16 protein-coding genes and 1 pseudogene are annotated in these 22,993 nt (G+C 74.4%); 12 read left to right on the top strand and 5 right to left on the bottom strand.

The features are described from left to right. Positions 1-102: 102 nt before the first annotated feature. Positions 103-936: an alpha/beta fold hydrolase gene (locus tag N5875_RS33020; RefSeq protein WP_318206593.1), complete on the top strand. Its 834-nt coding sequence runs from the start codon at positions 103-105 to the stop codon at positions 934-936. Between the two features lie 48 nt (positions 937-984). On the opposite strand, the pseudogene N5875_RS33015 reads toward N5875_RS33020, so the two are convergent. After that, positions 985-1,821 (bottom strand): annotated as a pseudogene (locus tag N5875_RS33015) (EamA family transporter); the annotation flags it as partial. A 166-nt stretch (positions 1,822-1,987) separates the two neighbouring features. Between N5875_RS33015 and N5875_RS33010 the strand changes: the two are divergent. Then, positions 1,988-2,371 (top strand): VOC family protein, encoded by a 384-nt coding sequence (locus N5875_RS33010; RefSeq protein ID WP_318206594.1) that lies wholly within the window; start codon positions 1,988-1,990, stop codon positions 2,369-2,371. Further along, complete coding sequence (locus tag N5875_RS33005) at positions 2,368-3,243, top strand: sigma-70 family RNA polymerase sigma factor (protein WP_318206595.1); 876 nt, start codon at positions 2,368-2,370, stop codon at positions 3,241-3,243. Before N5875_RS33010 ends, N5875_RS33005 begins: the two co-directional genes overlap by 4 nt. A 33-nt stretch (positions 3,244-3,276) precedes the next feature. On the opposite strand, the gene N5875_RS33000 is transcribed toward N5875_RS33005, so the two are convergent. Further along, positions 3,277-4,296 carry a helix-turn-helix domain-containing protein gene (locus N5875_RS33000; RefSeq protein WP_338497859.1) on the bottom strand — a complete coding sequence of 340 codons (1,020 nt, stop codon included), beginning with the start codon at positions 4,294-4,296 and terminating at the stop codon, positions 3,277-3,279. A 142-nt stretch (positions 4,297-4,438) separates the two neighbouring features. Between N5875_RS33000 and N5875_RS32995 the strand changes: the two genes are divergently transcribed. The 6 genes from N5875_RS32995 to N5875_RS32970 all read left to right on the top strand — a co-directional run bounded on the left by N5875_RS32995 (position 4,439) and on the right by N5875_RS32970 (position 14,706). Further along, the gene (locus N5875_RS32995; RefSeq protein WP_338497858.1) at positions 4,439-5,470 is read left to right on the top strand and encodes a saccharopine dehydrogenase NADP-binding domain-containing protein; all 1,032 of its coding nucleotides are present in this window, start codon (positions 4,439-4,441) and stop codon (positions 5,468-5,470) included. A gap of 69 nt (positions 5,471-5,539) precedes the next feature. After that, complete coding sequence (locus N5875_RS32990; RefSeq protein WP_338497857.1) at positions 5,540-7,039, top strand: PLP-dependent aminotransferase family protein; 1,500 nt, start codon at positions 5,540-5,542, stop codon at positions 7,037-7,039. Positions 7,040-7,185: 146 nt separating this feature from the next. Further along, the gene (locus tag N5875_RS32985; protein ID WP_338497855.1) at positions 7,186-8,775 is read left to right on the top strand and encodes an alkaline phosphatase D family protein; all 1,590 of its coding nucleotides are present in this window, start codon (positions 7,186-7,188) and stop codon (positions 8,773-8,775) included. A gap of 138 nt (positions 8,776-8,913) precedes the next feature. Beyond that, positions 8,914-10,323: an SWIM zinc finger family protein gene (locus N5875_RS32980; protein ID WP_338497854.1), complete on the top strand. Its 1,410-nt coding sequence runs from the start codon at positions 8,914-8,916 to the stop codon at positions 10,321-10,323. 59 nt (positions 10,324-10,382) lie between these two features. After that, on the top strand, positions 10,383-13,163 hold the full coding sequence (locus tag N5875_RS32975; protein WP_338497853.1) for a DUF6493 family protein: 2,781 nt from the start codon (positions 10,383-10,385) through the stop codon (positions 13,161-13,163). A gap of 88 nt (positions 13,164-13,251) precedes the next feature. Further along, complete coding sequence (locus N5875_RS32970; protein ID WP_318206602.1) at positions 13,252-14,706, top strand: GNAT family N-acetyltransferase; 1,455 nt, start codon at positions 13,252-13,254, stop codon at positions 14,704-14,706. Here N5875_RS32970 and N5875_RS32965 read toward each other — a convergent pair. Beyond that, positions 14,603-15,844 carry an aminotransferase class I/II-fold pyridoxal phosphate-dependent enzyme gene (locus tag N5875_RS32965; protein WP_318206603.1) on the bottom strand — a complete coding sequence of 414 codons (1,242 nt, stop codon included), beginning with the start codon at positions 15,842-15,844 and terminating at the stop codon, positions 14,603-14,605. The genes N5875_RS32970 and N5875_RS32965 overlap by 104 nt on opposite strands. 59 nt (positions 15,845-15,903) lie before the next feature. Here N5875_RS32965 and N5875_RS32960 point away from each other — a divergent pair, with 59 nt between their 5' ends. From N5875_RS32960 to N5875_RS32950, 3 genes are all read left to right on the top strand, one after another. Further along, positions 15,904-16,401, top strand: a complete 498-nt coding sequence (locus N5875_RS32960) for an Lrp/AsnC family transcriptional regulator (protein ID WP_318206604.1) — start codon at positions 15,904-15,906, stop codon at positions 16,399-16,401. A gap of 49 nt (positions 16,402-16,450) precedes the next feature. Then, on the top strand, positions 16,451-18,154 hold the full coding sequence (locus N5875_RS32955) for a DUF885 domain-containing protein (RefSeq protein ID WP_318206605.1): 1,704 nt from the start codon (positions 16,451-16,453) through the stop codon (positions 18,152-18,154). 88 nt (positions 18,155-18,242) lie between these two features. Further along, on the top strand, positions 18,243-18,692 hold the full coding sequence (locus tag N5875_RS32950; RefSeq protein ID WP_318206606.1) for an Lrp/AsnC family transcriptional regulator: 450 nt from the start codon (positions 18,243-18,245) through the stop codon (positions 18,690-18,692). On the opposite strand, the gene N5875_RS32945 is transcribed toward N5875_RS32950, so the two are convergent. Further along, positions 18,682-21,720 carry an SMC family ATPase gene (locus tag N5875_RS32945; protein ID WP_338497850.1) on the bottom strand — a complete coding sequence of 1,013 codons (3,039 nt, stop codon included), beginning with the start codon at positions 21,718-21,720 and terminating at the stop codon, positions 18,682-18,684. The two genes, N5875_RS32950 and N5875_RS32945, sit on opposite strands and share 11 nt — an antisense overlap. Then, on the bottom strand, positions 21,717-22,895 hold the full coding sequence (locus N5875_RS32940; protein ID WP_338497849.1) for an exonuclease SbcCD subunit D: 1,179 nt from the start codon (positions 22,893-22,895) through the stop codon (positions 21,717-21,719). Before N5875_RS32940 ends, N5875_RS32945 begins: the two co-directional genes overlap by 4 nt. Between the last annotated feature and the right edge of the window lie 98 nt (positions 22,896-22,993).

Below are 22,993 nucleotides of genomic sequence, written 5' to 3'. Positions count from 1 at the left end.
CGGTCGCGCTGTCCAGTATCGGACGGGGGCTTGAACTCCGGGCTACCGATCGGTAATTCTCACTGACGGGACGTCTAAGAAGCTTCAGGACAGGGAGTCCGCATGCCCGAACGGATCGCGTTCACGACCGAGACCCCGGCGGGCCCCCGCACGGCCTCCCTCACGTACGAACGCCGGGGGGCGGGGGAACCGCTGCTGCTCCTGCACGGCATCGGGCACCACTGGCAGGCCTGGGAGCCCGTGCTGGACGTCCTGGCCACGGAGCGGGACGTCATCGCCGTGGACCTGCCCGGCTTCGGCGCCTCCGACGAGCTTCCCGAAGGCTGCCCGTACGACCTGTCCACCGTCGGCGGTGTGCTCGGCGCCTTCTGCGAGGCCGTCGGCGTCGAGCGCCCGCACGTGGCGGGGAACTCGCTCGGCGGACTGCTCGCCCTGGAGCTGGGCAGGGAGAAGCGGGTGCGCTCGGTCACCGCCCTCTCCCCCGCCGGCTTCTGGTCGGAGGGCGAGCGGCGGTACGCCTTCGTGACGCTGCGGGCGATGCGGGGCGCGGCGAGGTCGCTGCCCGTGCCGGTGATCGACCGCCTCTCCCGGACGTCCGCCGGGCGCACCGTGCTCACCAGCACGATCTACGCACGCCCTGGGCGCCGTTCACCCGCGGCCGCCTACGCCGAAACGCTCGCGCTGCGCGGCGCCACCGGATTCCGGCAGACCCTGGCCGCCGGCGGGAGCGTGCGCTTCCGTGACGACGTCACCGACGTACCGGTCACCGTGGCCTGGGGTGCCCGCGACCGGCTGCTCCTTCCCCGGCAGGGCATCCGCGCCAAGCACACCATCCCCGGCGCGCGGCTCGTCCGGCTGCCCGGCTGCGGTCATGTGCCCATGAACGACGACCCGGCTCTCGTCGCGCGCGTCATCCTGGACGGCAGCAGCGTCTGAGGTCCGCCCGGCCCGTCGGGTGAAGAGGCCGGTGCCGACGGCGGCGCCGGCCCCCACCAGCAGGCTGCCGACCGCCTGCGGGAGGCCGAAGGCGGCCCCCGCGACCAGGGCGGCGCTCAGGGCGGCGGCGACCGGGATCGCGCCGGTGAAGAGGGTGGCCCGCTCCATGCCGACGCGCTGGACACCCATGTAGAACAGGACGAACCCGACGACGGTGGCGAGCGCCGCCTGCCAGACCAGGGCGCCCGCCTCCACCGCCGTCGGCATCCGGACGAGACCGGCCCCGTCCACGATCAGACCCACGAGCGCCGCCTCGGCCGCGCCGACCCCGCACACGACCGCCGTGAGCAGCTTCGGCCCGAGCAGCCGGAGGACGGGGACGGCTAGCACCGTGAACCCGACCTCGCCCGCGAGCGCGGCCACCGACCAGCCGATTCCGGCCAGGTCCGTACGCCCCCAGCCCTGCACGGTGAAGGCGCCGGCGGCGACGAGCAGCGCCCCGTACAGCACGGCGGGGGCGGGCCTGCGCCCCTCGGTCAGCGGCACGAGGACGGCGACGACGACCGGGGCGCAGCCGACCAGGACGCCGGGCACGGCAGGCTCGGCGGTCCGCTCGGCGGCGAGGACCGCCAGGTTGAAGCCGACCATGCCGACCCCCGCGAGGGTGGCGAGCCGCAGCCAGTGACGGGTGGTCAGGACCCGCAGCGGGGCGAGTCCGGCACGGCCGAGCAGGGGAAGCAGGAGCAGACAGGCGGCGCCGTAGCGCAGGGCCTGGCCGCCCGCGTACGGGTAGTCGCCGAGGAGGCTGTTCGCTGTGAAGGAGGCACCGACGAGGGCGTAGGCGAGGGTCACGAGGAGGACCCCGCGCAGGGCGTTCGCGTTCATGTCTCCGACGCTAGGCAGCCGCGCGGCCCCGGTTGAGGTCCACTTCCGTCACGCCATCGGGGACCACTTCGGGTGGTGGGTTGTTACCTTCTCCCGGCGGTACGCGTCAGGGGGGTGACGGCCGGATACGACCGGCCGCCGCCACGACGAGTGAATCGGGATCAGGATGCTGACCAACCTCATGTACGTGACGATCTACGTCACGGATCAGGACCGCGCGCTGGAGTTCTACACCGACGGACTGGGCCTGGAGAAGCGGCTCGACTTCCCGGGGCCCGACGGGCGATTCCTCACCGTCGGCGTTCCCGGCAGCCCCGTGCAGATCATCCTGTGGTCGCACGCGGCGGCCGCCGGGCAGCCGGGCGCCGGGGGCGCGCCCGGTCCGCTGATCCTCGAATCCGACGATCTGCGCAAGGACTTCGAGGCCATGCGCGGGCGTGGTGTCGTCTTCGAGGAGTCCGAGCCGGTCGACTATCCGTTCGGGGTCCGCGTCGAGGCGGTCGACCCCGACGGCAACCGCGTCTCGCTCCGTCAGCAGCGTCAGCCGTGACCGCCGGCCCGCCCGGCCTCGTGGCCGAGGCCTTCGAGGCCCAGCGCGATCGACTGCGCGCCGTCGCGTACCGGGTGCTGGGCTCGCACGCCGACGCGGAGGACGTGGTCCAGGAAGCCTGGATGCGCCTCGCCCGCCAGGACCAGGCGGCCATCGACAACCTGGCGGGGTGGTTGACGACGGTGGTCGGCCGGATCAGCCTGGACCTCCTGCGATCCCGCCGGGCCCGGCCCGAGACCGCCTGCGGGGAGGATCTCGCGACCCTCGTGGTGGTGCCCGACGACGGCCCCGCGCCCGACGAGCAGGTGGCGCTGGCCGACTCGGTCGGCCTCGCCCTGCTGGTCGTGCTCGACTCGCTCACCCCGAGCGAGCGCCTGGCGTTCGTCCTGCACGACATGTTCGCGGTCCCGTTCCACGAGATCGGCCGGATCCTGGGCAAGTCCGCCGCGGCCACCAAGATGACCGCCAGCCGCGCCCGCTGCAAGGTCCACGCCACGGACCGACCGGCGGGCCCCGGCCGCGAACACCGAGAGGTCGTCCGGGCATTCGGGGCCGCCGCCGTCGGCGGCGACTTCGAAGCGCTCCTGCGTGTCCTCGACCCGAACGTGAAGCTGACCGTCGACACCGCCGACGGCACGGTCGTCACCCTCGGCGCCACCAAGGTCGCCGCCGGCGCCCGCATGTTCTCCGGCGAGGCCGCCCTCAGCCGACCCGTGCTCGTCGACGGCCTGCCCGGCCACATGTCCTGGCGCCCCGACGGAACCCCGCTGTCCGTCATCGCCTTCACCGTCGGCGAAGGCCGGATCACCGGCATCCGCATCGTCGTCGACCCGGCCAGGCTCGCCTCGGTCCGTCTGCCCGCCCCGGCCTGAGAGGGTGTGGTCTCCCCCCTCCCCCCTCGCAGCTCATGGTGCCTCCGATGCGACGACGGCGGCGCGGGCGCGGAAGGTGCGGCGGTAGGCGTCCGGGGGGACTCCGACGGTGCGGTTGAAGTGGCGGCGCAGGGTCGTGGCGGTGCCCATGCCGGTGGCGGTCGCGATGCCCTCGACGGTTTCGTCGGTGGACTCCAGCAACTCCTGGGCGTGGCGGATCCGCTGGGTCAGCAGCCACTGCAGCGGGGTCGTACCGGTCACCGACCGGAAGTGGCGGCCCAGGTTGCGCGAGCTCATCCGCGCGCGACGGGCCAGGTCGTCCACGGTCAGCGGCTGGTCGAGCCGCTCCATCGCCCAGGGGAGCAGATCGCCGAGCGGATGGTCGTCGCGCGCGGGCACGGGGGTGGTGACGAACTGGGCCTGGCCGCCCGCGCGATGCGGGGGTACGACCAGGCTGCGGGCGACCGTGTTGGCGACCGCCGTGCCGTGGTCGAGGCGGACCAGATGCAGACAGAGGTCCATCGCGGCGGCCTTGCCCGCGGAGGTGAGGACCCGGCCGTCGTCCACGTAGAGCACGTCCGGGTCGACCTCCACCCGGGGGTGGCGGGCGGCGAGTTCCTCGGTGTGCGCCCAGTGGGTGGTCGCGCGCCTGCCGTCGAGCAGGCCGGCCGCGGCCAGGACGAACGCGCCCGTGCACAGGGAGGCCACGCGCGCTCCCGCCTCATGGGCCGCGCGCACCGCGTCGACCAGGTCGGCGGGCGGGGCGTCGTCGGTCTCGGCGAGGGCGGGAACGATCACCGTGCCGGCGCGCGCCAGCCGGTCGAAGCCGCCGTCGGGCTCCAGTCGGAACCGGCCGATCCGGACGGCGGCGGGTCCGCAGAGGGCGACGTCGTACCAGGGGCCGGTCACTGCGGACGGGGGCGGGCCGAAGACCTCGTAGGCCACGGACAGTTCGAACTGGCGCATTCCTTCGGTCACGGCCAGCGCGACGGTGATCGGGTCTTTGCTGCGGTCCGTTCTCAGGTCCGTGTCCACGTCCGTAATTGTACGCATGATGTCGTTCCGGACACTCGTGCGGGACGGTCGCCGAGGACAGGATTGCCCCCAGGAGAACGGTTCGAGCCGTACGGGACGTACGGGTACGTCCCGTACGGCTACGTCGTACGGGAACGCCGTACGAGAACAGGGAGAAGTCATGGAAACGGGGCTCACGGTCGCGGTGTTCGGCGCCTACGGACACACCGGGCGGTTCGTGGTGACGGAGTTGCTGACCCGCGGGTTCGTCCCGGTGGCCGTCGGCCGCGACGCCGAGAAGCTGCGGGCTCTCGCGGAGTCCCGTCCGGGGCTCGACGTCCGCCCGGCGTCGGTCGACGACCCGGCGTCGCTCGACCGCGCACTGGAAGGCGCGGCGGCCGTGATCAACTGCGCCGGACCCTTCGCCGTGACCGGCGCGCCGGTGATCGAGGCCGCCCTGCGGGCCGGAATCCCGTACGTGGACGTGGCGGCCGAGATCGAGGCCAACGTCGACACGTTCGCACGGTTCACGGACCGGGCCCGCGCGGCGGGAGCGGTGATCGTTCCCGCGATGGCCTTCTACGGCGGCCTCGGCGACCTGCTCGCCACCGCCGCCATGGGCGACTGGACGTCGGCCGACGAGGCCCACATCGCGTACGGGCTGAGCAGCTGGCACCCCACGGCCGGCACCCTCGCCGCCGGCAAGGTCTCCCGGGAACGGCGGAACGGCCGCCACGTCCGCTTCAGCCAGGGGCGACTGGAGTACCACGACGACGAGTTCACGGTCCTGGAGTGGCCCTTCCCGGCCCCGATGGGCCCCCGGCCCGTCATCGGGGAGTTCACGATGGCCGACGTCGTCACCGTCCCGAGCCACCTGAAGGTGCCCGAGGTGCGCACGTACATGGCGGTCGACGCGGCCCAGGACCTGTCGGCGCCCGACGCGTCGGCACCGGCCGCGGTCGACGAGCGGGGGCGGTCCGACCAGACCTTCCTCGTGGACGTCGTCGTGCGCTCCGGCGACGCGGAACGCCGGGCCGTGGCCGCCGGCCAGGACATCTATGCCGTCAGCGCGCCGCTCGCCGTCGAGGCCGTCCGGCGGATCCTCACCGGCCGGACCAGGACGACCGGCGTCGCCTCGGCCGGCGAGATCTTCGACGCACCGGACTTCCTCCGCGCGCTCGCCCCGCACATCTCGTTCGAACTGCACCAGTAGCGCGCGCGGCATGATGAGTCCCGGCCGGGACCGCCCGGCCCGTGGGACGGGGAGAAGGGCCACACGGAGATGAGCAGCCACGGACAGGCGGCCTGGGAGTTGCTCCTGCCGGCCGCCGCCGCCCCGGCGCGGCGGCGCGGCCGGGCCCTCCAGGAAGCGTTGCGCGAGGCGGTGCGCTCCGGTCGGCTCGCGGCCGGGACCCGACTGCCGTCGACCCGCGCGCTCGCGGCCGACCTGGGCGTCTCACGGGGCCTGGTCACGGAGGCGTACGAACAGCTCACCGCCGAGGGCTATCTGCGCAGCGACCGGGGCGCGGGCACATGGGTGGGCGACGCGGCGAGGGGCCGAACGGGCGGCACGCCCGCACGTGGAGGTGGGACCGTCGCCCAGGGCACGGATCCGGTTACGCGCGCGCGTGGGGCCGTCGCCCGGGGCGCGGGCCCGGCCACGCGCGCGCGTGGTTCGGGTGCGCCCGCCGTCCGCGTGGACTTCCGCCCGGGAACACCCGATCTGTCGCTCTTCCCGAGAGCCGCCTGGTCGGCCGCCCAGCGGGCCGTCCTCTCGCGGCTCCCCCACCCCGCCCTCGGGTATCCGGACCCACGCGGGGTGCCCGAACTGCGGGAGGCGCTGGCCGGGATGCTGACCCGGCGCCGGGGTGTGGTGGCCGATCCGGAGCGACTCGTGGTGTGTTCGGGGGTGGCGCAGGCGTCGACCCTGCTCGGTTTCGTGCTGCGCGCGCGGGGGCTCGACGCGGTCGGCATCGAGGATCCGGGCAGCCCGGAGCACGGGCGGCTGTTCGCCTCGACCGGCCTTGACACGGTGTGGCTGCCGCTCGACGAGGAGGGGCTGCGGACGGAGCCGCTCGCCGCCTCCGGGGTGCGGGCGGTGGTGGTGACGCCCTCGCACCAGTTCCCCTCCGGGATCATCTGGTCGGCGGAGCGCCGTGCCGCGCTGCTCGACTGGGCGCGGGCGGTGGACGGTTACGTCCTGGAGGACGACTACGACGGCGACTTCCGGTACGACCGGGCTCCCGTCGGCGCGCTCCAGGGACTCGACCCGGAGCGGGTCGTCTACGCGGGCTCGGTCAGCAAGTCGCTCGCGCCCGGTCTGCGCCTCGGCTGGATGCTCGTCCCCGAGGCGCTGCTCGCCGAGGTCGTCGAGCGCAAACGGACGATGGACCTCGGCAACCCCGTACTCGACCAGGCGGTGCTCGCGGAGTTCGTGACGCGGGGCGCGTACGACCGGCAGCTGCGCCGCTGCCAACGTGCCTACCGGGAGCGGCGGGACGCGCTCCTGTCGGCGCTCGCGGAGCACCTGCCGGGAACCGGCGTGAGCGGCATCGCCGCCGGACTCCACGTCATCGCGCGCGTACCGGGGCGTTACGGGCCACCGGAACGGTTCCTGGCACGGTCGGCGGAGGCGGGTGTGGCACTGCGGCCGCTGGAGGAGTACGGCACGGCGCGGCCCGGGGACGGCGACGTACGGCTCGTGATCGGGTACGCGCACCTGTCGCCGTCCGTCGTGACGGCGGGGATACGCCGGGTGGCGGAGGCGGTCGCCCGAGGGTGAGGTGATGCGTTCACACGCACGGCGCCGGAGGTCCATGGCGGCCCTCACGTGAGTGTTCACATGGGGTTCGTGTGGGCGCCGCCCCCGGCCGTTAGGCATGGGGCGACGCACCGCCCCCCGCCCGGACGCCCCTCGGAGGCTCTTCCATGTCCCAGTCCGTACCCGGTAGTTCCCCCTCCCCCGCCCGGCGCAGCGTGCTGCGCGGTTCGCTCGCCGCGTCGGCGGCGCTCACCCTCGGCGGTGCGGGTCTCGCCGCCCCGGCGTTCGCGCTGTCGGGCCGGCCCCGCGCCGAGTGGGGTGTCCAGACGGGCGACGTCACGACGTCCTCGGGACTTGTGTGGGTGCGCTCGGACCGGCCGGCGCGGATGCTCGTGGAGACTTCGGCGAGCGAGTCGTTCCGCCGGGTACGCCGCCACCACGGGCCGCTGATCGGCGCGGGCACGGACTTCACCGGCACCACCCCGCTGCGCGGGCTGCCCGCCGGCGAGCAGATCCACTACCGGGTCACGCTCGCCGACCCGGACGACCCGCGCCGGACGGGCGAGCGGATCGTCGGCACCTTCCGTACCGCCCCCGACCGGCGCCGCGACGGCGTCCGCTTCCTCTGGTCGGGAGACATCGCCGGGCAGGGCTGGGGCATCAACCCGGACATCGGCGGCTTCCGCGCGTACGAGGAGATGCGCCGCCTCGACCCGGACTTCTTCCTGTGCAGCGGCGACTCGATCTACGCCGACGGGCCGCTGCAGCCCAGCGTGACGCTCCCCGACGGGCGGATCTGGCGGAACGTCACGACGCCCGAGAAGTCGAAGGTCGCGGAGACCCTCGACGAGTACCGGGGCAACTTCCGCTACAACCTCCTCGACCACAACGTGCGGGCGTTCAACGCGCAGGTGCCCACGGTGATGCAGTGGGACGACCACGAGGTGCGCAACAACTGGTACCCGGGCCAGATCCTGGACGACGCGCGCTACACGGAGAAGGACGTGGACGTCCTCGCTTCGCGTGCCCTGCGCGCGTTCGGCGAGTACACGCCAGTGTCCACCCTGCACGCGCGCGGGGGCGGTCGCGAGCGCCGGATGCACCGGGTCGTGCGGTACGGGCCGCTGCTCGACGTGTTCGTGCTCGACATGCGCTCGTTCCGGAACGCCAACTCCCCCGGACGCCAGGCCGACGACACCACCGGCATCCTCGGCGCCGAGCAGCTCGCCTGGCTCAAGCGGGAGCTGGCCGCGTCCACCGCGGTGTGGAAGGTGCTCGCGGCGGACATGCCGCTCGGCCTGGTCGTCCCGGACGGCACGAACATCGAGGCGATCGCGCAGGGCGACCCGGGCGCGCCGCTGGGCCGTGAGCTGCAGATCGCGGAGCTGCTGCGGTTCATCAAGCACCGGCGGATCACCGGCACCCTGTGGCTGACGGCGGACGTGCACTACACCTCGGCGCAGCACTACGCGCCGGAGCGGGCGGCCTTCCAGGACTTCGCGCCGTTCTGGGAGTTCGTGTCCGGGCCGCTGGCGGCCGGCGGCTTCCCGGCGAACAAGCTCGACGCGACCTTCGGTCCTGAGCGGGTGTTCGTCCGGGCGCCCGAGCGGGCCAATCTGTCGCCGATGGAGAGCCCGCAGTACTTCGGGGAGATCGACATCGACGGCCACAGCGGGGAACTGACGGTCCGTCTGCGGGCGGAGGGCGGTGCGGTGCTGTTCAGCAAGGCGCTCCGGCCGGGGCGCGTCGGGCAGTAACGCCTGGTCGGAGGTGGTGCGGGGGCCGGGCCCTTCGCCGGTCGCGGCGGGCGGGGGCCGGGTCCCCGGCCGGTCGTGACGGCCGGACGGGCCCCGGCTCCCCGGTGATTGTCAGTGCCAGGTCCTAACGTCTTTTCCATGACGCGATCCGTACAGGCACTCGCCTATGTCCGCCCTTCCGCGCTGGAGTCCACGGGCTCCGGCCAGCTGCTCGGTCTGGAGACGGCGGGGGGTCTCACGCCCCGTGGGGCCGAGGCCCATCCCCGTTTCTTCGCCGGCTTCCTGGCCTCGCCGCAGGTCGCCGCCCGCGGTCTGCTCGCGGTCGCCGACGTGGCATCGGCCCGCTACTACCAGCGGATACGGCCGGGATCGCTCGACCCGGTGGTGACGGGGAACGGGGACCGGCTGCGGTTCGAGTCGTTCTCCGGCTGCGGCGGGGTGTACGCGCGCCTGGACGTGCTCGACGAGGGGCTCGGCGGTACGGAGACGGGGCACGGCACGACCAACGTCGACGTCAACAACCCGCTGCGTGAGGCGCTGTCGCGGATGACGGGGGACGATCCGCTGCATCTCCGGGTGGGTCCGGAGGAGATGGCGGTGACCACGCTCGCGGGGGCGGTCGTGGAGAAGAAGGTCCCGCTGCCGGACCGCTGGCTGCGGGGCTTCGCCGAGGCGCAGGTCGCCTCCGCCCGGTTCGATCTGCGGGCCGAGCTGAGCGGGGCGGAGGCCGTCCGTTTCCTCCGGTCCCTGCCACGCAACCAGGCCCGTGGACGCGGTCCGATGTGGATCACCCAGTCCGGCCGGAGCCTGCGGCCGACGACCCGGCCGGGCCCGGGCGCGGTGTGCCTGCCCGGGCCCGACCGGCTCGTCGCCCTGGAGCGGGTGCTGCGGCACGCGACGGGGCTCCGGGTGTACGGGCCGGTGCCCGACGGCACGCCGGCCACGGCGAGCGCCTGGGAGGTGATCCTGCCCGGCATGCGGCTCACGTTGACGCTGTCGCCCGATCCCGCGCGGGGCTTCTCCGGCGAGGGCGGGGTCCTGGAGGCCCTCGCGACGGAGGAGGCCGCGCAGGACGCCGAGCTGGTCGCGGTCCTGCTCGCCTGGGAGCCGCGGATCGACCCGGCCGACCTCGCGGCACAGGCCGGGCTCACGATCGACCGGGTGCGGGCGGCGCTGACCCGGCTCGGCACGGCCGGGCGCGTGGGGTACGACGTGGCGGACGCGGCCTACTTCCACCGGGAGCTGCCGTACGACGCGGACCGCGCCGAGCGGCACAACCCCCGCCTGGTGAGCGCCCGACGGCTGGTCGCGGAGGGCGCGGTGACCGTCGACGGCCCGCTGGCGACGGTGGCCTCGGGCGAACGGCGCTATCGGGTACGGGAGTCGGACGGGGTGCTGAGCTGCACCTGCCAGTGGTGGACCGACTACCGGGGCCGGCGGGGGCCGTGCAAGCACGCGCTGGCGGTCCGGATGGTCCGGCGGGGCGCGACGCCCGAGCACGTCGGTGCCCCGGAAGCCGGCACGGCGGTGGCCGGAGCGGCGCGATGACGGGGACCGGTGGGACGACAGGGAGCGGTGGGGCGACGGGGACCGGTGGGGGGACCGACGTGACGAACAGCCTGGTGAACAGGGTGATGGACAGCATGATGACCAAGGTGAGGAGCGCCGTGGTGCGCGGGGCGGGGAACGACGTGGACGGTGCGGCGGGGAGCACGAGCGGCGACGCGGGAGACGCGAGCGGTACGGAGGGCGGCACCCCGGTCGAGCAGCTGCTCGCGGCGGTGCGCGCGGGGCGCGCCCACAAGGTGCCGGCGCTCCTGGAGCCGCTGGACGCCGCCGCCCGGAAGACCGTGCTCGGACAGCTGAAGTCCCTGCGCTCCGAGGTCCGTGCCTGGGACTGGAAGCGGTGGAACGAGGCGACGGCCGTCCGGCGCGCGCTGTACGTGGCGGGCGCCGGCTGTCAGACCGGCGCCGCCGCGACGGCGGCCTGGCTCGGCGGGCGCGACCTGCTGAGCCGGCGCTCCGAGGACGGCGCCCTGGTCCTCTCGGTGCTCGCCGACCGGGACCCGGCGTGGACGGCGGACGTGGCGCAGCGGCTCGCGGCACGGCAGTCCGTGGCGGAGAACAGCTACGGTCTGATCCGCGGACTCGTGGAGCACTCCGGATGCGCGGTGCCCGCGACCGACGGCTATGTCCTCGCGTGGACGTGGGAGGTCCACGACCCGCGCCTTCTGGAGCGGCTCCGGGAGGACTCGCACACGCGGGTGCTCGTGCCGCACGCGCTCGCCATGGCCGAGACGCCCGCCCCGCTGACCTGGTCGGTCGGTCCCGAGGCGCCGACGCACTGGCCGACGGTGCTCGCGACGCTCGTCACGGAGGGCGTGCTCGACCGGGCCCAGGTCGTGGACCTGTGCGTCTCCCGGCTGCTGCGCGGTGGGCGGGCCCGGGATCTGCGGTTCCCGCTGGAAATGTTGCGGCTCGTCGAGCCGAGCGCGGCCGAGCGCCGGGAGCGGGTCCCTGACTGGATCGGGATGACGGCCGACGCCCCGTCCCCGGTGGCGGGGTACGCGCAGGAGGTCCTCGCGGGCCTCGCCGACGAGGGCGCGCTGTCGGCCGGGGCCCTGGCCGAGATGACGGGCGGGGTGCTGTTCCGTACCGAGAAGAAGCTGGTGCGGGCCCAGTTGACGCTGGTCGGCAAGGTGCTGGCGCGGGAGCCCGGTGCGGCGGAGGAGCTGCTGCCGGCCGTGGCGGAGGCCTTCGGGCACGAGGACACCACGATCCAGGAGCGGGCCCTGAAGCTGGTGGGCCGTCATGCGGCGGCGGTGGAGGCCTCCGTACGACGTGAGCTCGCCGAGCAGGCCGGGCTGCTGAGTCCGGTGCACCGGGCGGCAGCCGTCGCCCTGTTCGGGGAGGACCTGGAGGTGGAGTCCGGGGTCCCGTACGAGGAGATCCTTCCGCCGGTCCCGGAGCGGGAGCCGGTGGCTCCCCCGGCGACGACGGTCGAGGCTCTGGTGGAGGAGCTGCTGACGAGGGGCCAGTACCAGGATCCGGCGGCGTTCGAGCGGACGCTCGACGGTCTGGTGCGGCTCGCGCGACGGGACCGGGCGGGGCTGGAAGCGGCGGTGCGCGAGACGTTCCCGACGGAGCACTGGGGGCACCAGCACTACTTCACCCACTCCACCCACGGGGCGGAGGTGGTACTGGCGGGGCTGCTCGCGCTGCTGCCGGGATGGCGGGTCGACTCCGGACGGGCGAAGGGGAACGGCCGGAACGCCTGTCACCACGAGGCCCTGTCGGGGATGCTGGACGCGCGCCTGTGGGAGGCCGCCGACCTGATCGGCACGGACGCGCTGCCGTTCCTGCTCGCCGTACCGACCCTGCACACCGGTGAGATCGACCCGGTAGTGCTGGTGGAGCGGGTGCGCGCCTACGGGGACGCCGGCGTCGAGCCGGCCCCGGCCGACTTCGCCCAGGCGCTGTTGAGGGTCGGGCGCAGGGACCCGTCGGCCGGGCGGGCGGCCGAGGAGGCCGAGGCGCTCGGCACGCGGGCGGGACGACGGCTCGCCGCGTGGCTGCGGGCGGGGGAACCCCTGGGGACGAGGGTGCGGTTCCTCGCCAGGGGGAAGGACCGGGCCTCACAGAAGTGGTGGCTGACGGACCGGATCGTCGTCGAGATCGACGAGCGAGCGGTGGTGCGCGAGGAGTTCCCGGCCGCATTCCGCTGGCTGGGCGGTGAGCTGCAGGCGACTCCCCGACGCTGCTACCACTGGCTGGACACGCGGGGGCACTGGGCCACGGCGTTGCCGGTGGACCGTGAGTTCGTGGCGGCGTGTGTCCTGTCCTCCCTCGCGTCGGGTGCCGACGGGGACCAGCGCGGCCTGACCGAACCGCTCACCGCGCTCGCCGAGGCGGGCGGCCCGGCCGGCCGGGCCGTCCATCTGGCCCTGGCGTTCGGTCTGGGCTGTCAGGACGCGGACGACCGGCTGCGGGCGGTGGACGCGCTGCTCGTCCTGGCGTCGCGGGGTGATCTGGACGCCCGGCGGCTCGGCACGGAGCTGGTGTGGTTGGTCGTGGAGGGCTCGGTGAAGCCGAACCGGCTGGCGGACGCGCTCCGGACGACGGCCGCCACGGGCGCGTACGGCACGGTCTGGGCGGTCCTTGAGCCGATGCTGCCGGAGCTGCTCGGCGCGGAGAAGCCGATGCGCGGTCTGGGCGAGGTGCTCGCGGTCGCGGCGGACTGTGTGGAGCGGTGCGGGGCCGGCGGTGAGGTGGCCGGGCTCGACGCGATGGCCTCGGCGCGGAGTGCCTCGCAGTTCGTCGTCCAGGCGAAGCGGCTGTCGGCCGCACTCCGTCGGGGGGCCGATCAGCCTCTGACAGAAATGGTCTGAATCGTTCTTTAAGCCGCTAGATGGGCGCTTAACCCGTCAGTCACAAAGCGTTCGTGATCACGCAACACCACTGGGCCACAGTGAGGTCATGACCGATGTGACGTCTTCGAAGAGCGCCCGCCGTCCGCACCACTGGCGGCACGACCTGATCGAGCTCGCCGCACTGTTCACCGCGGTGGTGGTGGCCGACACGATCGCCAAGACCATCTCCAAGGGGCCCGACGGCCCCTACCTCCTGGTGTTCTCGGCGATCGCGCTGGTCGCCACCGCCGCCTTCCACACCTGGTGGTCGCGCAGGCGCAGCCATGCGAGCCATGCCCCGCCCGCCGGACACACCGGCGGGCACTCCACCGCGGCCGTCCCCGCGAGGACCGAGGAGGAGCGGGAGGAGACGGGGGCCGCGGCGCCCGTCGAGACCTCGCTCTGGCGGATGCGGACCACCGTGGCGGACACCCCGGGCAGCCTCGCCGCCCTGTGCACGGTCCTCGCCCGCCTGGGCGTGGACATCCTCACCCTCCAGACGCATCCGCTCGCCGACGGCACGGTCGACGAGTTCCTGCTGCGGGCCCCCGCGGATCTCTCCGCCCACGCCCTCGCCCGTGAGACGGCGGCGGCCGGCGGCCGCGACACCTGGACCGAGCGGGCCGACGCCCACGATCTGGTGGACACCCCCACCCGGGTCCTCGGCCTGGCCACCCGTACGGCGCTCGACGCGGCCGAACTGCCGCTCGCGCTGCGCCAGCTCCTGGGCCGCTGCACCCTGCACTCCGTACCCGCCCTCTCCCTCACCGGCCGCCCCACCGGCGAACACGCCCCGGTCGAGGGCGTCCTGGAGGAGACCGTGATGCGGCTGCGCGACCCCAACGGCGGCACGCTCATCGTGGAGCGGCCCTACCTCCCGTTCACCCCGACCGAGTTCGCCAGGGCCCGCGCCCTCGTGGAGCTCGACGCCCGGCTCGGCCCCCGCGTGCCGCGCAGCCAGGACGTCCTGACCCTCCCCGAGGGCAACGAGATCACCGTCCGCCGCGCCGACCAGCGGGACCTGTCCGCCGCGCGCGCCATGCACGACCGCTGCTCGGCCCGCACGCTGAGCCTGCGCTACCACGGCCCCGTCGGCGACGCCGACCGCTACCTCGACCATCTGCTCAGCCCCCGCTTCGGGCGCACCCTCGCCGTCCAGACGGCCTCCGGCCGGCTCGTCGCCCTCGGGCACCTGCTCTGGGACGGCGACGAGACCGAGGTGGCGCTGATGGTGGAGGACGACTGGCAGCGGCGCGGCATCGGCTCCGAGCTCCTCGGCAGGCTGGTGGCGATGGCCGAGGAGGCCGGTTGCGCGAGTGTGTACGCCGTGACGCAGTCGTCCAACACCGGGATGGTGGCCGCGATGCGGGCGCTCAACCTGCCCCTCGACTACCAGATCGAGGAGGGCACCCTGGTGATCACAGCCCGGCTGGCCTCGGCACCGCGACCGGCTGCCCGGCCGCAGCACCGGGAGACGCGCCCGGAGCAGCCGCACGAAGGGGTGCGGCGGGCGGAGCGCTGAGCGCCCAGGTCAGATCCCGCCAGAGGTCCTCGACGTCCTCGAGACCGACCGACATCCGCAGCAGGCGGTCGCTGACGCCCGCCGAGCGCCGGTCGCCCTCGGCCACGATGCGGTGGCTGATGGAGGCCGGGTGCTGGATGAGGGTGTCGACGCTGCCGAGGCTGACGGCGGGAGTGATGAGCCGGACGCCGGCGATGACGTCGTGCGGGTCGCCGTACACCTCGAAGGCGATCATGGCGCCGCCGATCCGCGGGTAGTGGACCTGTGCGATCCGGGGGTCGGTGGCGAGTCGCCGTACGAGCTCCGCCGCCGTCCCGGACGCGGCCCGCACCCGTACCGGCAGGGTGGAGAGACCGCGCAGCAGCAGATAGCCCGCGAGCGGGTGCAGCACTCCGCCGGTGGCGAAGCGGACCTGGCGGAGGGTACGGGCGAACTCCTCGTCGCAGGCGACGACGCCGCCCATGACGTCGCCGTGCCCGCCGAGGTACTTGGTCGCGCTGTGCAGCACGATGCGGGCGCCCTGCTCGACCGGGCGCTGGAGCACGGGCGTGGCGAAGGTGTTGTCGACCAGCAGCGGCACGGAGCCGCAGGAGTGGGCCAGGGCGCGGATGTCCGCCTCGGCGAGGGTCGGGTTGGCGGGCGACTCCACCATGACCAGGCCGGTGTCGGGCCGTATCGCCTCGGCCACGCCCGCCGGGTCGGTCCAGGTCACCTCGGTGCCGAGCAGCCCGGCGTCGAGCAGGTGGTCGCTGCAGCCGTACAGCGGACGGACCGCGACGACATGGCGCAGGCCCTGGCTCGCCCGGGCGAGGAGGACCGCGGTGAGGGCCGCCATGCCGCTGGCGAACGCGACGGCGGCCTCGGCGCCCTCCAGACGGGCGAGGGCCTCCTCGAAGCGGGCGACCGTGGGGTTGTCCAGCCGGGCGTAGACCGGCGGGCCGTCGAGCCGGGCTCCGGTGGTGGCGAACTCGTCGATCCGGGCGGCCTCGGCCCGGGCGTCGTACGAGGGGTAGGTGGTGGACAGGTCGATCGGCGGGGCGTGCAGACCGAGCGAGGCGAGGTCTTCGCGGCCGGCGTGCACGGCTTCGGTGGCAAGGGCTCTCGGGGTGGCCGAGGGGCCGTAGTCCATGGCGTCCATGGCGGCACTGTGAACGGAAACCGGGAAGGAGCGGGAATGAGCCGTGCTACGTTCGCCAGATGGCCGATTCTGTCGTACTGGACGCGGTCGATCTGCACATTCTTCGCCTCCTGCAGAACGACGCCCGGACCACCTACCGTGAACTCGCCGCCGAGGTCGGAGTGGCACCGTCCACCTGCCTGGACCGGGTGGCGCGACTTCGCCGCACGGGTGTGATCCTCGGACACCAGCTACGACTGGATCCGGCCAAACTCGGCCGAGGGCTTGAAGCGCTCCTTCTCGTGCAGGTCCGGCCGCACCGGCGGGAACTGATCGGTCCGTTCGTGGAGCGGATCCGGGCGCTTCCGGAGTCCCGGGCGCTGTTCCATCTGACGGGACCCGACGACTACCTGGTGCACGTGGCCGTAGCGGACCCCGCCGACCTGCAGCGACTCGTCCTCGACGAGTTCACGTCACGCCGGGAGGTGGCCCGCGTGGAGACCCGGCTGATCTTCCAGGAGTGGGAGTGCGGCCCGCTTCTGCCGCCCTCTTCGAGCCCCTCCTTGTCGGCCGACTGAGCCCCGACGAGGGTGACGCGGGCCCGCCGGAGGCGCCAGGATGGCCCCCATGCCAGAGACTTCCAGCAGCCCGCTGCCCCGCCAGGTCGCCGACGAACACGTCGACGCACTCATCGCCCTCGACCCGATCACCGGTACGTACCTGGGAGTCAAGGAGAGCGCCGGACTGCTGCCCGACTTCTCGCCGGCCGGCCAGCGGGCCGTGGCCGATCTCGCCCGCCGGACGCTCGCCCGGCTCGACGTGGCGGAGCAGGTCCCGGGTGCGGACAGCGAGGCCGAGCAGCGGTGTGCCCGTCTGCTGCGGGAGCGCCTGACGGCGGAACTCGCCATGTTCGAGGCCGAGGAGGGCCTCTGTACGGTCAGCAACATGCGTTCGCCGGCGCACAGCGTCCGCATCGTCTTCACGGTGACGCCCACGGAGACCGAGGAGGACTGGGCCGCGGTCGCCGCCCGGCTGCGCGCCGTCCCGGCCGCGCTGGAGGGCTACCGTTCCTCGCTCGCGCTCGGGCTCGAGCGCAAGCTCTTCGGCGGGCCGCGCCCCACCGCCACCTTCGTCGACCAGCTCACCGAGTGGGCGGGCGCGGAGAGCGGAAAGCCGGGCTGGTTCGAGGAGTTCGCCGCCGCGGCCCCCGACACCCTGCCCGAGGATCTGCGCGCCGGGCTCACGAAGGCGGGCCGGGGCGCCACCGAGGCGGTCCTGGCGCTGCGGGACTGGATGCGGGACGTGTACGCCCCGGCCGTCGCCGACGCCCCGAACACGGTGGGCCGCGAGCGCTACCAGCGCTGGACCCGCTACTTCAACGGCACCGACCTGGACCTCGACCAGGCGTACGCGTACGGCTGGACCGAGTACCACCGGCTGCTCGGCGAGATGCGGACCGAGGCCGAGCGGATCCTGCCGGGCGCCGGCCCCTGGGAGGCGCTCGCCCACCTCGACGAGCACGGCACCCATGTCGAGGGGGTCGACGAGGTCCGGGTCTGGCTCCAGCAGCTGATGGACGAGGCGATCGAGGCGCTCGACGGCACCCACTTCGAGCTCGCCGAGCGGGTACGGCGGGTGGAGTCCCGCATCGCCCCGGCGGGCGGCGCCGCCGCGCCGTACTACACCGGCCCGTCCGAGGACTTCTCCCGGCCCGGCCGTACGTGGCTCCCGGTGGACGGTACGACGCGCTTCCCGGTGTACGACCTGGTGTCGACCTGGTACCACGAGGGCGTACCCGGCCATCACCTCCAGCTCGCCCAGTGGGTGCACGTCGCCGACCGCCTCTCCCGCTACCAGGCGACCATCGGCAAGGTCAGCGCCAACTGCGAGGGCTGGGCGCTCTACGCGGAGCGCCTGATGGACGAACTCGGCTTCCTGCCCGACGCGGAGCGGCGCCTCGGCTACCTCGACGGACAGATGATGCGCGCGTGCCGGGTGATCGTGGACATCGGCATGCACCTGGGTCTGGAGATCCCGGCGGAATCGCCGTTCCACCCGGGCGAGCGGTGGACGCCCGAGCTCGCCCAGGAGTTCTTCCAGCGGCACAGCAGCCGCCCGCCGTCCTTCGTGGAGAGCGAGCTGACCCGCTATCTGTCGATGCCGGGCCAAGCCATCGGCTACAAGCTGGGCGAGCGCGCCTGGCTGCTCGGCCGCGCCAACGCGCGCGCGGCGCACGGTGACGCGTTCGACGCGAAGACCTGGCACATGGCGGCCCTCTCGCAGGGCCCGCTGGGCCTCGACGACCTGGTCGACGAGCTCTCGCGGCTGTGACGACCGAGCGCTGAGATCCCGGGCCGAACGCTGAGATTCCCCGGCCGAACGCTTGATCGGCCGGGGAATCCCCTGCTATCTCTCGTACATGACCTCCGAGTACACCCCCGATGCCACCGACTGGCGCATCCTCGAAGCCCTCCAGTCCGAGGGCCGCGCCAGCTTCGCCGAGCTCGCCCGTACGGTGTCGATGTCGCCGTCCGCGGTGACCGAGCGGGTGCGGCGCCTGGAGGAGGCCGGGGTGATCTGCGGGTACACGGCGATCGTCGACCAGGACCGGCTCGGGCTGCCGATCCTGGCGTTCGTCCGGCTGCGCTACCCCCACGGCAACTACAAGCCGTTCCACGATCTGCTCGGCGCCACGCCGGAGGTTCTGGAGGCGCACCACGTCACCGGCGACGACTGCTTCGTCCTCAAGGTCGCCGCGCGGTCCATGCGGCACCTGGAGGAGATCTCCGGGAAGATCGCCACGCTCGGCTCGGTGACCACCAGCGTGGTCTACTCCTCGCCGCTGCCGAGGCGTTCGCTCAGCCGCTGAGCGCGTCCCCGCCGGTGCGGAGCCGCACGGCCGAGCCGTGCCGCGCCTTGACGACCTCCAGTTGGGCAGGGATCCGGCGGCGCAGGTCGCCGACGTGGCTGACGATCCCGACGCTGCGGTCACGCTCGCGCAGCGAGTCGAGCACGTCGAGGACCTCGTCGAGCGTCTGCTCGTCGAGGCTGCCGAAGCCCTCGTCGATGAAGAGGGTGTCGAGCCGAACGCCGCCCGCCTCGTCCGTGACGACATCGGCGAGGCCGAGGGCGAGCGCGAGGGAGGCGAAGAAGGTCTCGCCGCCGGAGAGCGTGGCGGTGTCGCGCTCGTTGCCGGTCCAGGCGTCGACGACGTGCAGGCCGAGGCCGGCCCGCTTGCCGCCGGCCCGCGCGTCGGAGTGGACGAGGGTGTAGCGGCCGGAGGACATCCGCTGGAGCCGGGCGGTCGCGGCCGCCGCGACCTGTTCGAGCCGGGCGGCCAGGACGTACGACTCCAGGCGCATCCGCCGCTCGTTCTCGGCCGAGGTGCCGGCGGTGAGGGCGGCGAGGCGGGCCACCCGGTCGTACTCCTCGCGGAGCGGGCCGAGGCGACGGACCTCGGTGAGGGCCTGCCGGGAGAGTCCCGCGAGGCCGGTGGCCCGTTCCCGGGCGGCGGCCAGGACCGCATCGGCCTCGCGGAGCGCGCGTTCGGCCGCGGTGAGGGTGGCGCCCGCGGCCGCGGGGTCGGCCGGCGGAAGCGCGGCGGCGGCCGCGGTGCCGGGCTCGGCGAGCCGGTCCGCGACGGCGGCGGCCTCGGCCTGCCAGGCGTCCACGCGCTGCTGGTGGTCGCGGCGCTCGCCCTCCCGGAGGAGCGCCGCGGCGGCCTCGGCCGGGGTGGCGAAGCCCGCACGGTAGGCCGCGTCGGCCAGCCGGTCGTCGGCCTCCTTGAGGCGCTGGGCGGCGAGCTCGGCGGCCCGTACGGTGCCGGTGGCGTCGACCAGGAGGGCGATCCGCCGCTCCAGGCGGGTGGCGTGTTCGGCCACGGTGGCGAACGCGCCGCGTCCCCGGGTGAGTTCCTCGTCGAGCGCGACCTGTTCGCGGTCCAGGGCCTCGCGCCGCGAGGTCCGCGCGGCGACCCGCCGCTCGGCCTCCCGCTGGGCGGCGACCCGCTCCTCGTACTCGCGCTCGGCCCGCGCGAGCCGCTCCCGGGCGCTGTGGGTCTGTCCGGCGAGCGCGTGCGCCTCGGCGAGGAGTCCGGTCAACTCATCGACCTCATGGGCGAGTTCACCGACGGTGGGTTCGGGCGAGCCGGCCGGGGCACCCGCCTGCACCTCCGCGCGGGCCGTGGACCAGGACTCGTGGGTGACGGCGAGCGCACGCTCGGCAGCCGTACGGGCCTCCTCGGCGCCGGTGTAGACGGCGTAGGCGGTGTCCTCGGTGGCGCGGTCGACGTGGTCGGCGGTGGTGCGGGCGGGGGCCGGGTGGGCGGTGGAGCCGCAGACCTGGCAGGGGTCGCCCGGTGCGAGGGCGACCGCGAGTTCCGCGGCGATGCCCTCCAGACGGCGGGACTTGACGTCGAGCCAGCTCTCGTGGGCGGTGTTCCGGCGCTCCCGGGCGTCCGCGAGGCGCGCCTCGGCGGCGCGGGTGTCCTCGGCGAGGGCGTCACGGCGGCGGGCCGCGTCGCGGCGGCGGCGGGCGGGTTCGAGGCGGCCGGCGAGGTGCTCGGCGCGGGCGGCGGCGTCGCGGGCGGCCTCGAGGTGCTGGCTGAGCGCGGCGCGGCGCGGTTCCCAGCCGGCGAGCCAGTCGGCGGTGTCTCGGAGGACGTCGTCGTCGGCGCGTGCCTCGCGGGCGAGCGCGGCACGTTCGTCGGCGATCGTGGCGGCGCGGCGCTCGGCGCGGCGGGCGGCCTCCAGACCGCCGAGCTCCTCACGCAGCCGGTGTTCGAGGGCGGAGAGGTGCTCGGCCCCGGCGTCGGCGAGGTCGGCGGGCAGCTGGGCGCGGGAGCGGGCACGGGCGGCGTGCGCGGTGGTGTGCTCGCGCTCGGCGTCCTGGCGCAGTCCGAGCGCGGGGGCCACCCGGTCCGCCTTCAGGCTGCGGTCGAGGGCGGCCTGGAGGCGGTCCCGCTCGGGGGCGTGGGCGGTGAGCCGCTCGTGACGGAGGAGCGCGTCCGCGTGTCGGGCCTGGCGGGCGGCCAGGTCGTTCTCGGCGTCGAGCGCGGCGCGCGCCGCACCCTGCCGGGTCTCGGCCGCGTCGAGCCGTACGCGCGCGATGTCGAGCGCCTCGCGGGCCTCCGTACGGGCGACGGCGGCCCAGGTGAGGACGGCGTCGGCGACCCCGGGGTCGCCGGGCCGCCCGTCGACGGCGGTACGGGCGACGGCGAGGCCCCCGGCGGCCTGGCCCATCCGGTGGGCGAGGGCGAGGAGCCGCTCGTCGCCCTCCTCGACCTGCTGCTGTGCGGCGCGCCGCAGTTCGGCGAGCCGCTCCTCCACGGCCGCGAAGCGGCGGGTGTCGAAGAGCCGGCCGAGGAGCTTGCCTCGGGCCTCTGCGTCGGCGCGCAGGAAGCGGGCGAAGTCGCCCTGCGGAAGGAGGACGACCTGGCAGAACTGCTCGCGGCTCATGCCGACGAGCTGGGTGATCTCCTCCCCTATCTCCTGGTGGGAGCGGCTGACGCCGTTCCACGCGCGCGTGGCGGGGTCGTACTCGCGCAGCCAGGTCTGGGCCTTCTCGGTGGTGAAGCCGCCGCCGCGCTTCTTGGGGCGCTGCTGGGCCGGGCGCCGGGTGATCTCCAGGCGCCGCTCCCCCACGGTCAGTTCGAGCACGACCTCGGTGGAGGTGCCGACGGGTGCGTGGTCGCTGCGGAGCGAGGCGCCGGGGGTCTGCCGGACCCCGGGCACGCTCCCGTAGAGGGCGAAGCAGACCGCGTCGAGGACGGAGGTCTTGCCGGCGCCGGTCGGCCCGTGGAGGAGGAAGAGCCCGGCGGTGGAGAGGGCGTCGAAGTCGACGGTCTGCGTGCCGCCGAAGGGTCCGAACGCGGTGATCTCCAGACGGTGCAGCCTCACCGGCCCACCTCGCGCTCGGCCGTGTCGACCCGTACGTCGTCGAAGGCGCCGTAAAGGACGGTCCGCTCGGCGCCGTCGAGGGCCGAGCCGCCGCGCACATGGGCCACGAAGTCCTCCGCGATCTGCTGGTCGGTGCGGTCCCGGAGCCGTCGGGCGTAGGAGGCGCCGGGGTCGTCGCCCGTCCGCTCGGGGTCGAAGACCAGGTTCAGGGTGTGCGGGAAGCGTGCGGTGAGCCGGGCCATCGGCTCGGCGGGGCGCACCGGGTCGGTGAGGGTGGCCTCGACCCAGGACTGCTCGTGGCGCGCGTGCGCGGGGTCGGCGAGGAGGTCGTCGAGCCGCCCCCGGATCCGGGCGAGGGGACGCGGGACGGGGCAGTCGAGCCGCTCGGCGCCGGTGATCGCCCCGTCGGGGCCGGTCGGGCCCAGGTCGACGAGCCACATGGTCTTGCGGTGGTCGGCCTCGGAGAAGGAGTACGCGAGGGGGGAGCCGGAGTACCGGACGCGCGGGGTGACGGTCTGGCTGCCGTGGAGGTGGCCGAGGGCGACGTAGTCGACGCCGTCGAAGATCCCGGTGGGGACGGCCGCGACGCCGCCGACGGTGATGTCCCGCTCGCTGTCGCTGGGCGCGCCGCCCGCGACGAAGGCGTGGGCGAGGACCACGGAACGGGTGCCGGCGGGCCGGTCGGCGAGGTCGGCGCGGACCCGGCCCATGGCGGCGGCGAGCACGGCCTCGTGCCCGGCCTTCTCGGCGCCGAGCCGTTCCCGGACGAGGTGCGGTTCGAGGTAGGGCAGGCCGTAGAGCGCGACGTCGCCGTGGGCGTCGGTGAGGACGACGGGGGTGCCGATGCCGGCCGGGTCGGTACGCAGATGGATACCGGCGCGCTCCATGAGTCCGGCGCCGACGCCGAGGCGACGGGCCGAGTCGTGGTTGCCGGAGATCATCACCGTGGGCACCCCGGCCTCGGCGAGGCGGTGCAGCGCGGTGTCGAACAGCTCGACGGCGGGCAGCGGGGGCACGGCCCGGTCGTAGACGTCACCGGCGACGAGGACCGCGTCGACCTCGTACGCGTGGACGGTCGCCACGAGGTGATCGAGGAAGGCGGCCTGGGCGTCGAGAAGACCGACGCGGTGGAAGGACCGGCCGAGATGCCAGTCCGAGGTGTGCAGGAGCCTCACGATGCCGTCCCCACCCGCATGTGCGCCGCTCCTCGCCGCTGGTTCCCGTCCGGTGTGCGCCCACCACGCTATCCCGCCGGGGGGTGTGGTCGGGGCCG

Origin of the sequence: Streptomyces sp. SJL17-4, assembly GCF_036826855.1 — a bacterium.
Taxonomy (GTDB): Bacteria; Actinomycetota; Actinomycetes; order Streptomycetales; family Streptomycetaceae; genus Streptomyces.
This window is presented reverse-complemented; position numbering and strand designations above follow the sequence as displayed.

Coding starts and splice junctions, on each gene's coding strand:
- N5875_RS32985 (WP_338497855.1), top strand. CDS start 7,186: ATGTCCCAGTCCGTACCCGGTAGTTCCCCCTCCCCCGCCCGGCGCAGC.
- N5875_RS33000 (WP_338497859.1), bottom strand. CDS start 4,296: ATGCGTACAATTACGGACGTGGACACGGACCTGAGAACGGACCGCAGC.
- N5875_RS33010 (WP_318206594.1), top strand. CDS start 1,988: ATGCTGACCAACCTCATGTACGTGACGATCTACGTCACGGATCAGGAC.
- N5875_RS32990 (WP_338497857.1), top strand. CDS start 5,540: ATGAGCAGCCACGGACAGGCGGCCTGGGAGTTGCTCCTGCCGGCCGCC.
- N5875_RS32980 (WP_338497854.1), top strand. CDS start 8,914: ATGACGCGATCCGTACAGGCACTCGCCTATGTCCGCCCTTCCGCGCTG.
- N5875_RS32950 (WP_318206606.1), top strand. CDS start 18,243: ATGACCTCCGAGTACACCCCCGATGCCACCGACTGGCGCATCCTCGAA.
- N5875_RS32995 (WP_338497858.1), top strand. CDS start 4,439: ATGGAAACGGGGCTCACGGTCGCGGTGTTCGGCGCCTACGGACACACC.
- N5875_RS32960 (WP_318206604.1), top strand. CDS start 15,904: ATGGCCGATTCTGTCGTACTGGACGCGGTCGATCTGCACATTCTTCGC.
- N5875_RS32970 (WP_318206602.1), top strand. CDS start 13,252: ATGACCGATGTGACGTCTTCGAAGAGCGCCCGCCGTCCGCACCACTGG.
- N5875_RS33020 (WP_318206593.1), top strand. CDS start 103: ATGCCCGAACGGATCGCGTTCACGACCGAGACCCCGGCGGGCCCCCGC.
- N5875_RS32955 (WP_318206605.1), top strand. CDS start 16,451: ATGCCAGAGACTTCCAGCAGCCCGCTGCCCCGCCAGGTCGCCGACGAA.
- N5875_RS32965 (WP_318206603.1), bottom strand. CDS start 15,844: ATGGACGCCATGGACTACGGCCCCTCGGCCACCCCGAGAGCCCTTGCC.